15 protein-coding genes are annotated in these 16496 nt (G+C 62.6%); 13 read left to right on the top strand and 2 right to left on the bottom strand.

Translation table 11 applies throughout. The annotated features are described in order from the left end of the window. The first annotated feature begins 107 nt into the window (after positions 1-107). The 5 genes from QMG84_RS05275 (at position 108) to QMG84_RS05255 (ending at position 8021) form a co-directional block, all read left to right on the top strand. A complete protein-coding gene (locus QMG84_RS05275; RefSeq protein ID WP_281930965.1) occupies positions 108-1283 on the top strand; it encodes an acetate/propionate family kinase in 1176 nt (391 codons plus the stop codon). 116 nt (positions 1284-1399) lie between these two features. After that, entirely contained in the window at positions 1400-2428 is a 1029-nt protein-coding gene (locus QMG84_RS05270) for an HlyD family secretion protein (RefSeq protein WP_281930963.1), read from the top strand. 48 nt (positions 2429-2476) lie between these two features. Next, entirely contained in the window at positions 2477-5257 is a 2781-nt protein-coding gene (gene rbbA / locus QMG84_RS05265; RefSeq protein ID WP_281930962.1) for a ribosome-associated ATPase/putative transporter RbbA, read from the top strand. Positions 5258-5259: 2 nt separating this feature from the next. Then, complete coding sequence (locus QMG84_RS05260) at positions 5260-6384, top strand: ABC transporter permease (RefSeq protein WP_281930961.1); 1125 nt, start codon at positions 5260-5262, stop codon at positions 6382-6384. Positions 6385-6443: 59 nt separating this feature from the next. Then, positions 6444-8021 carry an efflux transporter outer membrane subunit gene (locus tag QMG84_RS05255; RefSeq protein ID WP_281930960.1) on the top strand — a complete coding sequence of 526 codons (1578 nt, stop codon included), beginning with the start codon at positions 6444-6446 and terminating at the stop codon, positions 8019-8021. A 30-nt stretch (positions 8022-8051) separates the two neighbouring features. On the opposite strand, the gene QMG84_RS05250 is transcribed toward QMG84_RS05255, so the two are convergent. Then, positions 8052-8534, bottom strand: a complete 483-nt coding sequence (locus tag QMG84_RS05250) for a hypothetical protein (RefSeq protein WP_281930958.1) — start codon at positions 8532-8534, stop codon at positions 8052-8054. Positions 8535-8596: 62 nt separating this feature from the next. Here QMG84_RS05250 and QMG84_RS05245 point away from each other — a divergent pair, with 62 nt between their 5' ends. The 4 genes from QMG84_RS05245 to QMG84_RS05230 all read left to right on the top strand — a co-directional run bounded on the left by QMG84_RS05245 (position 8597) and on the right by QMG84_RS05230 (position 12208). Beyond that, the gene (locus QMG84_RS05245) at positions 8597-9415 is read left to right on the top strand and encodes an AraC family transcriptional regulator (protein WP_281930957.1); all 819 of its coding nucleotides are present in this window, start codon (positions 8597-8599) and stop codon (positions 9413-9415) included. 528 nt (positions 9416-9943) lie between these two features. Then, positions 9944-10702 (top strand): helix-turn-helix domain-containing protein, encoded by a 759-nt coding sequence (locus QMG84_RS05240; protein WP_281930955.1) that lies wholly within the window; start codon positions 9944-9946, stop codon positions 10700-10702. A gap of 114 nt (positions 10703-10816) precedes the next feature. Next, positions 10817-11716, top strand: coding sequence for an isoaspartyl peptidase/L-asparaginase family protein (locus tag QMG84_RS05235; protein WP_281930954.1), 900 nt, complete (start codon positions 10817-10819; stop codon positions 11714-11716). A gap of 72 nt (positions 11717-11788) precedes the next feature. Beyond that, a complete protein-coding gene (locus QMG84_RS05230) occupies positions 11789-12208 on the top strand; it encodes a DUF2267 domain-containing protein (RefSeq protein WP_281930953.1) in 420 nt (139 codons plus the stop codon). Positions 12209-12416: 208 nt separating this feature from the next. Here QMG84_RS05230 and QMG84_RS05225 read toward each other — a convergent pair whose 3' ends face one another. Then, positions 12417-12704, bottom strand: a complete 288-nt coding sequence (locus tag QMG84_RS05225) for a YMGG-like glycine zipper-containing protein (protein WP_202072213.1) — start codon at positions 12702-12704, stop codon at positions 12417-12419. Between the two features lie 400 nt (positions 12705-13104). Here QMG84_RS05225 and QMG84_RS05220 point away from each other — a divergent pair, with 400 nt between their 5' ends. Genes QMG84_RS05220 through QMG84_RS05205 form a run of 4 tightly spaced genes read left to right on the top strand, consistent with a single transcriptional unit; the run spans position 13105 to position 16306 of the window. Next, entirely contained in the window at positions 13105-14037 is a 933-nt protein-coding gene (locus tag QMG84_RS05220; protein WP_281930951.1) for a polyprenyl synthetase family protein, read from the top strand. Between the two features lie 6 nt (positions 14038-14043). Then, positions 14044-14793, top strand: coding sequence for a DUF1345 domain-containing protein (locus QMG84_RS05215; RefSeq protein WP_281930950.1), 750 nt, complete (start codon positions 14044-14046; stop codon positions 14791-14793). Continuing rightward, complete coding sequence (locus tag QMG84_RS05210) at positions 14793-16064, top strand: MFS transporter (RefSeq protein WP_281930948.1); 1272 nt, start codon at positions 14793-14795, stop codon at positions 16062-16064. Before QMG84_RS05215 ends, QMG84_RS05210 begins: the two co-directional genes overlap by 1 nt. 35 nt (positions 16065-16099) lie before the next feature. Beyond that, positions 16100-16306, top strand: a complete 207-nt coding sequence (locus QMG84_RS05205; RefSeq protein WP_281931918.1) for a type II toxin-antitoxin system HicB family antitoxin — start codon at positions 16100-16102, stop codon at positions 16304-16306. Positions 16307-16496: the final 190 nt, after the last annotated feature.

Raw genomic sequence — 16496 nt, 5'->3', positions numbered from 1 at the left:
GCGCCGACCCATAAAACCAGCCGGAGAGCGGTTTTAGGCGGACCCCGGCGTCGACGCAGCGTATACTGACGGCGACTCTCCTCTCGTCGCCGTAGCGGATCAACGACATGTCCAGCATCGCCGTCGTCAACGCCGGCTCCTCCAGCATAAAATTCGCGGTCTTCGACGCGGCGGCCGCGCCTCAATTGCGGCTCAAGGGGCTCGTCGAAGGCATTGGCGCGACGCCGCGCGCCAGGCTCTCGAACGCGGCCGGCGAAACGCTTTTGACGGAAAGCCCGCCGCCCGAAGGCTTCGACCACGCCGCCGCCACAAGGACAATGATGCGCATCGCCGCAGACTGGCTCGACGGCAAGGACATCTCCATCATGGGCCATCGGGTCGTGCACGGCGGGCCGGATTTCGCCGCGCCCCTGATCGTAACCGGGGACATCGCCGAAAGGCTTGCGTCCTTCATTCCGCTCGCGCCGCTGCATCAGCCGCATAATCTCGCGGTCATCCGCGCCATGCACGCCGAGCATCCCAACCTGCCCCAGGTCGCCTGTTTCGACACGGCCTTCCATCGCGTTCAGCCGCCGATCGCCCAGTTCTTCGCCATTCCCCGGAAATATTCGGAAGCGGGCGTCAGGCGTTACGGCTTTCACGGCATCTCCTATCAATATGTGACGGGCCGATTGAGAGAGATTGCGCCAGAGATCGCGAAAGGCCGCGTCATCATCGCGCATCTCGGCAATGGCGCGAGCCTCTGCGCGGTAAAGGACGGGCGCAGCGTCGCGAGCACCATGGGATTTACCGCCGTCGACGGGCTGATGATGGGCACGCGCTGCGGCGCGATCGATCCCGGCGTGCTGCTGCATATGATCGACCAATACGGTTTCGGCCCGCGCGAGATCGAAGATTTGATCTATCGCAAGTCGGGGCTCCTCGGCGTCTCCGGCATATCCTCCGACATGCGAACGCTGCGCGCCTCATCCGAGCCCGCGGCGCGGGAAGCGACCGCGCTTTTCGTCTATCGCATCCTGCGCGAGATCGGCTCGCTCGCCGCGGCGCTCGGCGGGCTCGACGCCATCGTCTTTACCGGCGGAATTGGCGAGAACGACAAAGAAACCCGCGCGGAGGTCTGCGAAGGCTGCGCCTGGCTCGGCGTCGCGCTCGACCCGGCCGCGAATCAACCGGGAGAGCAAAGAATTTCTGCCGCGCGGTCCCGCGTGGCCGTTTTTGTCATAAAAACCAATGAGGAACTCGAAATCGCGAAAAGCGCCTGGGAGATCCTGAGCGCCGGATGACGCTTCGCCATCTCCTGTGAACAAGGGCGCCAATGGCCCTGCTCCCGCCGAAAAAATGCTAGTGTTCCGCTCGCGGATGGAATCGCTCCGTTGTGGCGGCCGGGGAATTTGCTCCGATGTCTCGAAGAACCACTTTGATCATCGTCGCGGCTGTCGTCGGCATCGGCGGCTATTTTGGTTATCAATATTGGCTTAGCCGGCAGAATGCGCTGCCCGCGGGCATTGCGTCCGGCAATGGGCGCGTCGAGGCCAAGCTCGTCGACATCTCGCCGAAGGAATCCTTGCGGGTCAAGGAAATCCGCTTTCAGGAAGGCGACCTCGTCAAGCCCGGCGACATTTGCGTCCTGATGGACACCAATACGATTGAAGCGCAGCTTGAGGAAGCCAAGCTCAATGTCGTCGCCACTCAGGAAAAAGAAGCGGTTGAGAAGGCGACGATCGAGCGCATCAAGGCGCAGATCGAGCTTGCAAAAGTAGAGGTCGTTCGCAGCAAGAATCTTGTCGCCCAGCGCGCCGGCTCCCAGCGCGAGCTCGATGTGCGCAATACGCAATTGAAGACCACGACCGCAAGTCTCCAGGAAGAAGAAGCCAAGTTGCGCACGATCCTGCAGGAGGTCGCGGTCGCACAGGCGAAGGTTGCGACGATCCAGACGCGAATCGACGACGCGACGCTGCGCTCGCCGGTGCTCGGGCGCGTCCTCTACAAGCTCGCGGAGGTCGGCGAAGTTCTCGCGGCCGGCGGCAAGGCGATGACGCTGGTCAATCTCCAAGACGTCTATATGGAAATCTATCTTCCCGCCGCCGACGCGGCGCGCGTGAGGCTCGGCGCGCAAGCGCGCATCGTCCCGGATCACGTCGAGGGCCGCACCGTCGCGGGCTATGTGAGCTTCGTCTCGCCGGAAGCGCAATTCACGCCGAAGCAGGTCGAGACGCGTAGCGAGCGTGAGAAGCTGATGTTTCGCGTCAAGATCAAAGTGCCGGAGAAGACGGTCTCCGCTTTCATCGAATATTTGAAAACCGGCGTGCGCGGGGTCGGCTATGTGAAGCTCGACGATTCCGTCGAGTGGCCGTCCTGGCTGCAGAAGACGCTGGAGCCGCCCGAGACCAATGGCAAGGCGGCCGCCGCCAAAGAGAACGGCCCGTGAGCCGGCGCTGATGCGCCCAACCGACACGCGCGCAGAAGCTCGGAGATCATGAGCACAGAGCCGCCGCTCTCCGCCACAAAGGCCAAAACGCCGGGCGCCGTCGTCTCGATCGAGCGCGTCACCCATCGCTATGGCGCGACGGTCGCCGTGGATGATCTCTCGCTCGAGATCCCGTCAGGCCGCATGGTCGGCGTGATCGGGCCCGACGGCGTCGGCAAATCGACTCTGCTGGCGTTGATCGCCGGCTCGAAACAGATTCAACAAGGGAAAGTGGTCGCGCTCGGCGGCGACATGTCCGACGCGCGCCACCGCCGCGACGCCTGCCCGCGAATCGCCTATATGCCGCAGGGCCTCGGCAAGAATCTTTATTTCGAGCTGAGCGTGCAAGAGAACGTCGACTTCATGGCGCGGCTCTTCGGCCTCTCGAAAGAGGAGCGCGCAGACAAAGTCAAAGAGCTTCTCGACGCCACGGGTCTCGGCCCCTTCCCCGATCGTCCGGCCGGCAAGCTCTCTGGCGGCATGAAGCAGAAAGTGGGCCTGTGCGGCGCACTGGTGCACGAGCCGGACCTGCTCATACTCGACGAGCCCACGACCGGCGTCGATCCGCTGTCGCGCCGCCAATTCTGGAGCCTGATCGACGACATCCGCGCCAGCCGTCCATCTATGAGCGTCATCATTTCGACGGCCTATATGGACGAAGCCCAGCAATGGGATTGGATCGTCGCCATGGACGCGGGCAAGGTGCTCGCGACCGGCGCGCCCGCCGAGCTGATGGCCCGCACCGGCGTCAGCGATCTGGAAAAATGCTTCATCCAGCTTCTGCCGGAAGAAAAGCGCACGGGGCATGTCGATCTGACGATTCCGCCGCGCCCAGCAGGCAAGACGGACATCGCGATCGACGCAAAAGGACTGACGCGCCGCTTCGGCGATTTCGTCGCGGTCGATCATGTGACGCTGACCATCGAGCGCGGCGAAATCTTCGGATTTCTCGGCTCGAATGGCTGCGGCAAGTCGACGACGATGAAGATGCTCACCGGCCTGCTGCCGCCCACGGAAGGGACTGCGACGCTGTTCGGCCAGTCTGTCGAAGCCGGCAGCATAGAGGTGCGCAACAATATCGGCTATATGACGCAGGCCTTTTCGCTCTATGGCGAATTGACCGTGCGTCAGAACCTCCTGCTCGACGCGAAGCTCTATCATATCCCGGACGAGACGGCGCGTGCGCGCATCGACACTCTCGTCGAGAAATTCGGCCTTGGCCCCTATATGGACGCGCTCGCCGGCGATTTGCCCATGGGCCTGCGCCAGCGCCTGTCGCTCGCTGTCGCGGTTCTACACGATCCGCCGCTCCTCATTCTCGACGAACCCACCTCCGGCGTCGATCCGGTCGCGCGCGACAGCTTCTGGGAACTGCTGATCGATTTGTCGCGCAATCAGGGCGTGACGATTTTCGTCACCACCCACTTCATGAATGAGGCGATGCGCTGCGACCGCATCTCGCTCATGAACGCCGGCAAGGTGCTGGCCTGCGACGCGCCGCAGAAGCTCATCGAGGCGCGCGGCGCCGACACGCTGGAGGAAGCCTTCATCGGCTACATGGAGGATGCAATCGGCGCGGGCGCAGCCGGCAAGAGCGAGGCCGCCGCCAAATCCGCGGATGACAGCCAAGAAAAGAAAACGCCGGCCCCTCTCTCCGGCATTGCGCTGCGGCTCGAGCGCATGCGCGCCTATAGCGCCAACGAAGCTATGCAAATCCTGCGCGACCCGGTTCGCCTCGCCTTTGCGTTCGTCGGCTCGGCTTTGCTGATGCTCGTGTTCGGTTTCGGCATCACGACGGATGTCGAGCATGTTCGTTACGCGACCTTCGATCACGACCAGTCTTTCGAAAGCCGCGCCTATCTCGACGAGTTCCGGGGCACGCCGCGCTATTTCGTCGAAACGCCGGCGGTGGAGTCAGCCGAGCAGGCGCTGAAGCGGCTGCAAGCCGACGACATATCGCTCGTTCTGGAAATTCCACCCCGTTTCGGACGGGATCTGCGCAAAGGCGCGCGGCCCGAGGTGATGGCCCAGGTCGACGGCGCCAATACGTTTCGCGGCGAGACAGTGTCGCAATATGTGCAGAATGTGCAGAGCACGGCGCTGCGCGATCCCGCCAACGGGCTCGATCTGAAGCCGCAAAAATACAGCGCGAATTTTCAGGAACGCTACATGTATAATCCGACGTTCGAGAGCGTCTATGCGATGGTCCCGAGCGTTCCGCCGATCCTGCTGATCCTGATCCCCGCCATTCTGATGGCGATCAGCGTGGTGCGCGAGAAGGAGCTCGGCTCGATCATCAATTTCTACGTCACGCCGACGCGGCGGATCGAATATCTGCTCGGCAAGCAGCTTCCCTATATCGCCATCGGCATGCTGAATTATTTCATCCTCGTCGCCATGGCGGTCACCGTATTCGCCATACCGATCAAGGGGAGCTTCCTGATGCTCACCCTGTGCACCCTGCTCTATGTCACGGCGACAACCGGCATCGGCCTCGTGATCTCGACCTTCGTGAGCAGCCAGGTGGCGGCGGTCTTCATCACCGCCATCGTCACGCTGCTGCCCACGATCCAATTCTCCGGCATGCTGCAGCCGGTTTCGACGCTCTCCGGCAACGCCAAAATCATCGGCTCGATCTGGCCGACCAGCTACTACATGCATGCGAGCACCGGCGCCTTCACCAAGGGGCTGGGCGCCGATCTCCTGATGCGCGACGTGATCTTCCTCGCCTGCTGCATCCCCGTTCTCTGGACCGTGAGCACGCTCGGGCTCAGAAAGCAGGAGAAGTAGCGATGAAGTCGCTGCTCAATATTTTCTGGCTCGGATTGAAGGAGCTTCGCAGCCTCGCCAGCGACTCCGTCATGCTCTTCTTCGTCGCCTATGCTTTCACGGGCTCGATCTACGCCCAGGCCACCGGCACGTCGAGCGAGGTGAACAACGCCTCCATCGCTTTCGTCGACGAAGACCGCTCGGCGCTCTCCAAAGAGCTGATGAACGCCTTTTATCCGCCGCGCTTCCAGGAGCCGGAAATGATCACCGCCGATGAGGCGGAGCCGGCGATGGACGAGGGACGCTATATGTTCGTTTTGTCGATTCCACCGCGTTTCCAGTCGGATCTCAGCGCCGGACGCCATCCCGATATTCAGCTCAGCATCGACGCCACCGCAATGCAGCAGGCGTCGATCGGCGCCGGCTATATCAAGAATATCGTCAATCAGCGCATCACGTCCTTCTTCAGCCGCGCCAGCGGGGCGACGCCCCAACCCATCGATCTCGTCATTCGCCGCCTGTTCAACCCGAACGGCGTCACCGCCTGGTTCGCGAGCATTGTCGGCATCATCAACGAGATCACCATACTGACTATCATTCTCACCGGGGCAGCGGTGATTCGCGAACGCGAGCATGGGACGCTGGAGCATCTCCTCGTCATGCCGCTCACCGCCTTCGAGATCGCGATGGCGAAAGTCTGGGCGAACAGTCTCGTGATCCTCTTCGCCACAGCGGCGTCGCTCTATCTCATCGTGATGAAGGCGCTGGAGGTTCCCTTCGCGGGCTCGGTCGGCCTATGGTTCTCCGGCGTCGGGCTCTATCTGTTCTTCGCCACTGCGCTCGGCATCTTCCTCGGCACGATCTCACGCTCCATGGCGCAATTCGCGCTGCTCATCATTCTCGTGGTCGTCGTGCTGGAATTGCTTTCGGGCGGCAACACGCCGGTCGAAAGCCAGCCGGTGTGGCTGCAATACATCACCGTCTTTCTGCCGTCGCGGCACTTCGTCAGCTTCTCACAGAAGATCATCTATCGCGGCGGCGGCTTGAGCGCCGTTTGGCCGCAATTTGTCATGGTCGCGGCGATCGGCCTCGCTTTTTTCAGCTACAGCCTCTCGCTGTTTCGAAAATCCATCACGGTGACGAAATGATGCGCGCAAAGAAAAAGCCGCGGCCGTCGGCTACTTTCGTCGGAAGCGCCCTTTCTGCGATGGGCCTGGCGTTCGCAATCAGCGGCTGCGCGGTCGGCCCGGATTTCCAGCCGCCGGAAGCCTCGGTCCAGGACAATTGGATCGAAAAGAGCGACAAGCGCGTTTCCAACAAACAAGTGATGAGCAATTGGTGGCGGACCTTCAAGGACCCGGCGCTCGATCGGCTCGTCCATCTCGCCGCCGAGCAGAACCTGCCCGTGCAGATCGCCGGGCTGCGCATTCTCGAAGCGCGCGCCCAGCTCGGCGTCGCCATCGGCCAGCTCTTCCCGCAGCAGCAGGAGGGCAGCGGCGCCGCGACCTGGAACAAGATCAGCGAACAGGCCGCGAATAGAGCCAGCCTGCCGACGCACGCCTTCGCCGATTATTCGATCGGCTTCGACGCGAGCTGGGAGATCGATTTCTGGGGCCGCTACCGCCGCAACGTCGAGGCTGCGGAAGCGCAAATGTCGAGCGCGATCGCCGATTACGACAATGCGCTCGTTTCGCTCACGGCGGAAGTGGCGCGCAGCTATGTCAGCGTACGCACTTTCGAAAGGTTCATCGAGATCGCGCGCGAGAACGTGCGGCTTCAAAAGGAAGGATTGCAGATCGCCGAAGCGCGCTTCCGCGCGGGCGCAACGTCCGAGCTCGACGTCGCTCAGCAGCGCGCTTTGCTCGAAAATACGATCGCCAGCATTCCCGATTTGGAGACCGGTCTGCAGCGCGCCAAAAATGCGCTCAGCGTATTGCTCGGCCGCCCGCCGGGTGGCGTGGATAAATTGCTGCAAGGGCCGCGGCAAATCCCCTCCGCCTCGCCGCGCGTCGCCGTTGGCCTGCCGGCGGAGCTGCTGCGGCGCCGGCCCGATCTCCACAAGGCCGAGATGAACGCGGCCGCCGAGAGCGCGCGCATCGGCATTGCGGAAGCCGATCTCTATCCGCGCTTCTTCCTCTTCGGCGAGATCGGCGTGCAGGCCTCGGATTTAGGCAAAATCTTCGCGCCCGGCAGTCTTTTCCTCTCGACGGGACCGAGTTTTCGCTGGTCGCTTCTCAACTATGGCCGCATCGCCAACAACATCCGGGCGCAGGACGCGCGCTTCCAGCAGGCGCTGGTCATTTACGAAGATACGGTGCTCAAAGCCGCCCGCGAGGTCGAGGATGCGCTTGTCGGCTTCCTGAAGGCGCAGCAACGCGCCGCCAGTCTGCAAAATTCCGTGAAAGCAGCCGAGCGCGCCGTCGAGCTTTCCTTCATCCAATATCGCGAAGGCGCCGAAAATTTTCAGCGCGTGCTCGACGCGCAGACGCGATTGCTGGAGGAGCGTAACAGGCTCGCTGACACGCGCTCGAACATCGCCACCAATCTTGTCGCCCTTTACAAGGCGCTCGGCGGCGGTTGGGAAATTCGCAATGGCAAGCCGATCGTGCCGGAGATCATGCAGGCAGGCATGATGAACCGCACCGATTGGGGCAATCTTCTGCCCGCCGAAACCCCGCCGCCGGCCGATCAACTGACGCTGCCCACGCCGGCCGGGCAAACGCCGCTTCTGCTGCCGCCCGATTACGAAGCGGCGCCCATGCCGCCGGGCAGACCCGCGAATTAGAGCGGGTCCTTTGGCCGGCGGCGGACGGGTTTAAATAGCGCTGGCGTCCGCGCGGGCTTGCGATGCGAAAGCCTCGCTCCTAGCCTTGGATGATCGCCATGCAGCTCCGATTATGAGCACGACGGCTGCGAGAAATCCGACCGTCGTGCAGGTGAAAGTCGCCGCTCCCTGAAGCGAGAAATGAGGCTCGATCGGCGGCGCGTCTGCAGGGGGCTTCGCAATTAGCGCCCACTTCAGAAATCCCAGGGGATTGAAGAAAGCTCCATAACAGCTAGCGCCCATCACCCACCACGGCGGAATGATCGAATACTGCCGGAAAAGCAGCGCAAAGAGAAATATGAATTGGGCCATCATCAGGTAGTCTATATGCGATCTGATGAGACTGTTGCGATCGACAATGAGCCCTGCGAGTTGCCCGTGCGGGAAGAACAGCGTTTCCGCCAAAACCCAGGCGATCGTAAGGGCGATTGCCAGCAACAGGCCGGCAAACGCTAAAAGAAAAGTAATCCGCATTTTTGGCCTTCTTTAAATGACGACGCGTTTCAGCGTCGAATTGCGATCTGAGGAGATTATCGATGGCGGATGCGACGCGCTTGTATAAACGTGCTGCGGGAGTGGAGCAGCCAGCGCCAGTTCTGCACGTCGGGAGGGGCTGCGCCTTCTGGGCCGGGGCCACAGCCTATCTCGGCGATCACCAGGGCGGCGCGCCGGTTCTCTTGGTGGGCCTCTACGGGAAGTTTCGTTTGCGCTTGCAAGGCGGCCCTTGGCTTACATGCCGCGCCGCAATCATCCCCCCCGGCGTCTCCCATGAATTGGATTTTGCCGGAGAGCCTTTCGCCGCTCTCTATTTGGAGCCGAATTTGGGCGCGTCGGGGGTTCTGTCTCCGCTTCTTCGAAATTTTTCGGAGACCAACCGCGCGCTGATCGGCGACTCGGCCGAAATCCCGCTGTTCCGCTCGTTTTATGAAGACTCATCGAGCGTGCAATGGCTTGAAGATGCGCTGTCAGACGTAACGATGTTTGCCAGGGAAACATCGAATGCAGAGCTCATCGACCCCCGTCTTTCCGCTGCAGTCGATTTGCTCCACGCGCATTACGCCGACCTGACGCCGGTGGACGATCTTGCGCGGAGGGTTGGATTATCCGCTTCTCGCTTTCAGCACCTGTTTACGCGACAGATCGGAGTTCCGTTTCGTCGGTATCGCGCCTGGAGCAGGCTGCGCGGCGTCTGGCGTCAAGTCGCCGAGGGGGCCTCTCTCACCGAGGCCGCACACGCATCGGGCTTTTTCGACTCGGCCCACTTTGCTCACGCGTATCGGAGGACCTTTGGCAAAGCGGCTTCCGATGGTCGACGAATCGCACGAACCACGCAATCGGCCGACGGTCCCAGATGAGATGAGCGTGGAAGCCCGATCGGCCCTGCGCCACTACTTGTAGCCTCGCGCGCGTCAAAGAGAGCCGGCGACAGCACAAGCACGCCCTGTCCCGAGGAAAACTCAGATACAGACGCATTCGCATGCCAAAACAAAATATTAATCGCCGCGTTCACAATCAATGTATACGTCAGACAAACAAATAAAGGACGCATACATGCTGTTTACTATTATAATTCTCTTGACCTGAGCCTTATCTACACATTTAATCTTGAGACAGGTCAATGCCGCTCCGACATCTCGTTCTCCTATGGAGAAGGACGTCGCCCGGATTTTTCCGACCCCGCCCTGGCGGGGCGTGGCGCGTCGACATTTTACCGCGGAGCGCGGCAATAGACGGCGGACATAACGATGAATTATTTCAGCAAAGCCACCAATGGGGATTTCTTCATTGCGCGAGGAGAAGCGGAGCTGTGCGACAGCTTGCCTCCGTCATCCGCAAAGAACCGCATCTGGTACGTTTCCGCCTTACATCCAGAAGCTAAGCTCGTGCATCTCTCAACTGATCTGAGCCGCATCGTGAGCGCGGAGAGAAGCCGCCTGGCGGGGACGCGGACCTCCTGTCTGTATCGGGTGATCGGCGTCGAGGACAAAAACAAATCCAGACAGCATGCCTACCACAAGAAATACGACCCTGCCGCGTCCGACAATGAAATCGCCTGCCTGTTGAGACTGCTCGACAGCGTCACCGACGGCATTTTGGATACATGCGTCAAGAACGAGGAAATCGACGAAAAAACCAGCCGTTTGATCGATTCGACGCTGAAGTTATTTGTGATCGACAGCGTTTCCTACCTGCTGAACGCCTGCGAGGATCGGACGGCGCCACCCGGACTGACGGGCTTGCCCGCGAAGCATATGAGCAACATTTTAAGGGAAATTCAGAGGAACTACACAGACCCGCAGCTCTCACCGAGGAGGGTGGCGCGGAACCTGTCGATCACCGTTCGATATGTGCATGCGCTGCTCAAGCAAAGTGGAAAATCATTTTCGGAACGCTTGCAGGAGCTTCGTCTGACCGCCGCCCTCCGCATGCTGAATTCTTCCTGCTTCGACACGAGCCGCATCGGCGACATCGCCTATCAGGTCGGTTTCTCGGACCAGTCGCATTTCAATCGCTGCTTCAAGAAACGCTTCGGCGCATCGCCGCGCGAGATAAGGAGGCAGGGCCGCGCCAAGCATGGTCGATATACGCCCCTCGCTCCGCATGGCGCGGTGGTGGAGCCCGAAGACTATCCCAGCGACTGAACGCTCGAGCGCCCATCCTCGCTAGCGCCCGTCCTCGCTAGCGCCATGTCGTAAAACTTGCGAACGCGAGTATCCGGCGTTGCCGGGCGGCGCAGGAGACGCCATTCTTACGACATGGGCTACTCACTGATGATCCATGGCGGCGCCGGCGCCATAGGCGCGCCCGAGCGCTTCGCTCCCTCCCTGCGCGCGATTATCGAAACCGGCGCCGACATGCTGACAAAAGGCGCTTCCGCGCTCGACGCTGTGACAGAGTGTGTGCGCCTGCTCGAAGACGATCCGCTCTTCAACGCTGGCCGTGGCTCTGTGCTCAACGCGGATGGCGCGGTCTATTGCGACGCATCGGTCATGGATGGACGCGGCCTGTCGGCCGGCGCCGTTGCGGGCGTCAGACGCGTACGCAATCCGGTCCTGCTCGCCCGGCTCGTGATGGAACGGACGCCGCACGTCTTCCTCATCGGCGAAGGCGCGGAGCGCTTCGGCCGCGCGCAAGGCGTCGTCATCGAAGAAGACGCCTATTTTCTCACGCCCGAGAGGCAAGCGCAGCTCGCCCGCGCAAAGGCGCGCAGCGCAACGACGCTCGATCACGGTGCAACAGAGGACGGCAAGCTTGGGACCGTCGGCGCTGTGGCGCGCGACAGCGCCGGCAATCTCGCGGCGGCGACCTCGACGGGCGGCCTCGTCAATCAAATGTTCGGCCGGATTGGCGATTCGCCGGTGATCGGCGCGGGCGTCTTCGCCGATAACGACTCCTGCGCGATTTCTTGCACGGGGATCGGGGAGCAATTCATGCGCACCACGCTGGCGCGCATCGCCTCCGTCTTCGTGGAGACGCAAGGCATGGCCGCGACGGACGCAGCAACGGCCGCGATTGCCTATCTCGTGAGAAAAGTGAAGGGCTCGGGCGGCCTGATCATCGTTGATCGCAACGGCGGATGCGGCGCCGCCTATTCGACCCCGGGGATGCTCAGGGCTTCTTTCGAGAACGGCAAAATCTCCGTCGCCGCAGGCTGATCCCAGCCCAATGGTTGCGCCTCGTGCCTCGGCGCGCGAGAAGGCTCCCAGACTGTCGATCTTGGAGAATTTATGGACCAGTGGATTGCCCATATCGCCCATTCCGTCGGGACCGACCCCGCCATTGCGCGTCTTGCGGTCGGCCACGTCTTCGGCTTCCTCCTCAAGCGCTATCCCAACGGCCCCGCCGACGAATTGATCGACGGCGTTCCGGGCTCCCGGGCGGCCATCGCCGAGGCCGAGGCGGCGCCGCGCAAGAAGAGCCTGTTGAGCGGCGTGCTCGGCGGGATGGGCGGGCTGATGGGCGGCGCCAAGGGCGATATGCTTGCGCTGACCTCCGAGCTTTCGGCCCTCGGCCTCTCGACGGATCAACTCAAGCGCCTCGCCCATGAGATTTTCGGCGGCGCGGAGCTCGTCATCGGCAAGGAGAAGCTGCGCGTGATGACCGACCCTATTCCGGGCCTTTCGCAATTCCTCTGGCCAAACGGATAAAGATGGCCGCGCGGGCAAACGCCGCGCGGCCTTCGTAACTTATTACGAGATCCGCTTGATTGGTTCGCTGTCGTTCCCGAGGCTCGCAAAGCGAGCAATCGGGAATCCAGAGCAAAGCCAGCGCTTTGGTGGCTCTAGATTCCCGGTCGGGCTTTCAGCCCGCCGGGAATGACAAGCCCCAATGCGAGCTGTTCAAACGGAAATGGTATTATTGGTTATAATAGGCGACGCAGACGCGCTGACCGTAATAATCATAGCCCCATTTGGCGCAGCGCGGCGCCGGAGCCGTCGCGGCGCCGACAAGCGCGCCCGTTCCGGCGCCGATCGCCGCGCCCGCCAGCGTGCCGGTGGCGCTTCCGCCCGAGGCCAGCGCGCCGATGCCGGCGCCGCCCAGGCCGCCGATCGCCGCGCCGCCAAGCGCGCGGTCGGTGGGCGAGTTGCAGCCGGCGAGCGGCGCCGCAACGATCGCCGCCGTCAGCAGCAGAATCTTTTTCATATCCGTCTCCTTTCGGGAATGACCGCGCGCGCCTCGCGCGGCGGCCGCAAGTCGTCGCCAAAACCAAGTTTTGAACTCTTCGGCGAAACCGAGTCTTCGACGCAAACGCCCAGGAACCCGCCGCGCAGCTTGGCGACATTCGATCGACCCGCCGCGCGGGTGACGCGCCAGCGATGCCTCTGGCGCGACGGGAGACTAAAGAAAAGCTCCGCGCGTCGCTGTCGCGAAAATACAACAGGCCGTTTGTTTCCGCCGGGGGCCATTCTAACTTGGCCTTTCGGGCGCCTTTGCGGCGGCGACCGCCTCGGTCGGCTTGGGCGGAGGGCTTGGGCGGAGGGCTTGGGCTCGCCAGCCAAATTTGGTAGCAGGGGCGCACCCCTTAAGTTGCAAAGGATAGCCAATGGACGCCGCCCACCGCGCCGAAGAGTTTCGCCGCCGCCTGGATTCCGCCGCCGAGGCGACGGAAGCCGCGCTCGACGCCTTGCTCGGCCCGGCGACGCTGCCCGACGAAATCACGCGCCCTGCGCGCCTGCTGGAGGCGATGCGCTATTCGACGCTGGGCGGCGGCAAGCGGCTGCGGCCGTTTCTCGTCATCGAGAGCGCGCGCCTCTTTGGCGTCGAAGGCGCGAGCGCGCTGCGCACGGCCTGCGCGCTGGAGATGATCCATTGCTATTCGCTGGTCCATGACGACCTCCCGGCGATGGACGACGACGATCTGCGCCGCGGTCGCCCGACGGCGCATAAGGCCTTCGATGAGGCGACCGCCATTCTCGCCGGCGACGGCTTGCTGACCTACGCCTTCGACGTCGTGGCCGATCCCGCGACTCACGCCGACGCTGCTCTGCGCGCCGCTTTGGTGCTGGCGCTCGCCCGCGCCGCGGGGCTCGGCGGCATGGTCGGCGGCCAGGCGCTGGACCTCGCGGCCGAGACGGCGGCCGTGCCTCTGACCATCGAAGAGACGCTGCAGATGCAGGCCATGAAGACGGGCGCGCTGCTGCGCTTCGCCGTCGACGCCGGCGCCATTCTCGGCGGGGCGACAACCGCGCAGGCGGCGGCGCTCACCCGTTACGGCAAAGCGCTCGGCGCGGCCTTCCAGGTCGCCGACGACATTCTCGACGCCGAAGGCGACAGCGCCGCGCTCGGCAAGCGCGCCGGCAAGGACGCCGAACGCGGCAAGGCGACGCTGGTCGGACTTCTGGGATTGGACGGCGCAAAGGCGCGCTGCGATACGCTCGTGAAAGAAGCGACAACCGCGCTCGCCGACACCGGGCTAGCGGAAAAAACCGAAATCCTCGCCGAAGCCGCTCGCTTCGTCGCCGCACGGCGCAACTGAAACGACATGCCCGCGCGCGAAACGAAGCCGCGCCGGTCGCCATTTCTCGCGCCGTGGCGAGTGCTGCGCGCGCACGACAGGCTTGCCGTCTGCGGCGCGATCGGCGCCGCCGCCGGGCTTGCCATCCCGCAAGCGATCGATCGAGCCGAGGTCGCCATCGACTGGCTTCCAACCGAATTTGCGCTCGTGACGCGCGCGCTGATCGGCTGGGATATCGCCGTGCTGCTCTATCTCCTCACCGCGGCGCGGATCATTCTACGCGCGACGCATGAGTCGATCCGCCGCCGCGCCCAGCTTTCCGACGAAGGCCGCAGCGCCGTGCTTTTCCTCACCGCCACGACAACTTTCGTGGCGATCGGCGCCATCATCGCAGAGCTTGGGCAGTCGAAGATGCTCTTCGCCGACGAAAAAGGCGCGCATATTGCGTTGGCGGTGACAACCGTCGTCGCCTCATGGACCTTCATGCATCTGATTTTCGCATTCCATTACGCCCACGAATATTACAGTGAAGAAGCCCATGCGTCGGATAGCGCCTCGCCGTCGCGCGGCGGCCTGAATTTCCCGAACACGCCCGCGCCGCACTATATCGACTTCCTCTATTTCTCTTACGTCATCGGCGTCGCCTGCCAGACCGCCGACGTCAACATCTGCTCGCGGCCGATGCGGGCCGTGGCGCTCGTGCATGGCGTCGTCTCGTTTTTCTTCAACACCACCATCCTCGCTTTGATGGTGAATATTGCGAGCCAATTCGTCTGATGCTTTGCGCCGACGACAAAGCGCGCATCCGCGCCATTCTCGTTGGCTCGATCGGCAATCTGGTGGAGTGGTTCGACTTCTACGTTTATTCGGCGTTCTCCCTCTATTTCGCCGACGCTTTCTTTCCCGGCGACGATCCCGTGGCGCAGATGCTTTCAGCTTCGGGCGTCTTCGCGCTCGGCTTTTTCATGCGCCCCATCGGGGCCTATATTTTCGGACGCATCGGCGACGGGCGCGGGAGACGCGCGGCCTTGATGCTCTCCGTGCTTCTGATGTGCGCAGGCTCGCTCATCATCGCCTTTGCGCCGACCTACGCCACGATCGGCGCGGCGGCGCCGGCGCTGCTGCTGTTCGCGCGGCTGCTGCAGGGCGCGAGTCTGGGCGGCGAATATGGATCGAGCGCAACCTATCTCGCCGAGACGGCGACGCCGGAGAAGCGTGGTTTCTACGCGAGCTTCCAATATGTCACGATGATTGCGGGGCAGCTCCTCGCCCTTGTCGTGCTGCTGGTTCTGCAAAATGTCTTGCTCGACGATCATGCGCTGCGCGCTTGGGGCTGGCGCATTCCTTTCGCCATCGGCGCGCTTCTCGCCATCGTCGCTCTGCTGATGCGCCGCGATCTTGTCGAAACCGCCGCTTTCGAAGCGGCGCGCGCGGAGGAGACGCGCGGCTCGCTACACGCGCTGCTCTCGCATAAACGCGAGACGGCGACGGTCGTGGGGCTGACGCTCGGCGGCACGATCGCTTTCTACGTGTACACGACCTATATGCAGAAATTCCTCAAGCTCTCGGCGGGGCTGAGCGCCGCGGAGACCACATGGATTTCGGCGGGCTCTCTGCTTTTCGCGCTTATGCTGCAACCCATCTATGGGGCGCTCTCCGACCTGATCGGACGCCGCCCCATGCTCATCGCCTTCGGCCTGCTCGGAACGCTCTGCACCGCGCCGCTGCTGACCGCCATCCAAGAGGCGCGCAACGCCTGGACAGCCTTCGGCCTCATCTGCGTGGCTTGGCTGATCGTCGGGCTCTACACGTCGATCAATGCGGTGGTGAAGGCCGAACTTTTCCCGGCTGCGATCCGCGTGACAGGGGTCGCCCTGCCCTATGCGGCGACCGTCTCGGTCTTCGGCGGCTCGGCGGAATATGTGGCGCTGTGGTTCAAGACGCAGGGCCATGAAAGCTGGTTCTATTGGTATGCGAGCGCGGCGATTTTCGTGTCGCTGGTTGTTTATGCGACGATGCCGGAGACGAGGGAGAAGATGCGGAGCTAGCTGGAAGCTGATAGCCCGGCATAAAGGAAAAAATGATGCGCTACGCTATCGTCATTGAAAAAGCAGCCGGTAATTTCTCCGCCTACGTCCCAGATTTGCCCGGTTGCATCGCCACGGGCGCCACGCTGGAAGAGATTAAGCAAGAGATCCGCGACGCCATTCGTTTCCACATCGAGGGGCTCGAAGCGGACGGGCTTCCGGTTCCGGCGCCAGTCGCAGTCGCCGAGTATATCGACGCCTGAATCGAAATCGCGCCTTGTTCACGGCTCGACGGTCGGACGGGCGTTCACACCGTTACCGTTTGAACAGCTCGCATTCGGCCTTGTCATTCCCGACGCGCGCAGCGCGATCGGGAATCCAGAGCCACAAAAGCGCTGGTTTGGTTCTGAATTTCCGATCGCTCGCTTCGCGAGCGTCGGGAATGACACCGAA

This window comes from Methylocystis iwaonis (genome assembly GCF_027925385.1).
Taxonomy (GTDB): domain Bacteria; phylum Pseudomonadota; class Alphaproteobacteria; order Rhizobiales; family Beijerinckiaceae; genus Methylocystis; species Methylocystis iwaonis.
This window is presented reverse-complemented; position numbering and strand designations above follow the sequence as displayed.

Coding starts and splice junctions, on each gene's coding strand:
- QMG84_RS05225 (WP_202072213.1), bottom strand. CDS start 12,704: ATGAAAAAGATTCTGCTGCTGACGGCGGCGATCGTTGCGGCGCCGCTC.
- QMG84_RS05220 (WP_281930951.1), top strand. CDS start 13,105: ATGGACGCCGCCCACCGCGCCGAAGAGTTTCGCCGCCGCCTGGATTCC.
- QMG84_RS05245 (WP_281930957.1), top strand. CDS start 8,597: ATGGCGGATGCGACGCGCTTGTATAAACGTGCTGCGGGAGTGGAGCAG.
- QMG84_RS05230 (WP_281930953.1), top strand. CDS start 11,789: ATGGACCAGTGGATTGCCCATATCGCCCATTCCGTCGGGACCGACCCC.
- QMG84_RS05260 (WP_281930961.1), top strand. CDS start 5,260: ATGAAGTCGCTGCTCAATATTTTCTGGCTCGGATTGAAGGAGCTTCGC.
- QMG84_RS05235 (WP_281930954.1), top strand. CDS start 10,817: ATGGGCTACTCACTGATGATCCATGGCGGCGCCGGCGCCATAGGCGCG.
- QMG84_RS05270 (WP_281930963.1), top strand. CDS start 1,400: ATGTCTCGAAGAACCACTTTGATCATCGTCGCGGCTGTCGTCGGCATC.
- QMG84_RS05215 (WP_281930950.1), top strand. CDS start 14,044: ATGCCCGCGCGCGAAACGAAGCCGCGCCGGTCGCCATTTCTCGCGCCG.
- QMG84_RS05210 (WP_281930948.1), top strand. CDS start 14,793: ATGCTTTGCGCCGACGACAAAGCGCGCATCCGCGCCATTCTCGTTGGC.
- QMG84_RS05250 (WP_281930958.1), bottom strand. CDS start 8,534: ATGCGGATTACTTTTCTTTTAGCGTTTGCCGGCCTGTTGCTGGCAATC.
- QMG84_RS05205 (WP_281931918.1), top strand. CDS start 16,100: ATGCGCTACGCTATCGTCATTGAAAAAGCAGCCGGTAATTTCTCCGCC.
- QMG84_RS05275 (WP_281930965.1), top strand. CDS start 108: ATGTCCAGCATCGCCGTCGTCAACGCCGGCTCCTCCAGCATAAAATTC.
- QMG84_RS05255 (WP_281930960.1), top strand. CDS start 6,444: ATGGGCCTGGCGTTCGCAATCAGCGGCTGCGCGGTCGGCCCGGATTTC.
- rbbA (WP_281930962.1), top strand. CDS start 2,477: ATGAGCACAGAGCCGCCGCTCTCCGCCACAAAGGCCAAAACGCCGGGC.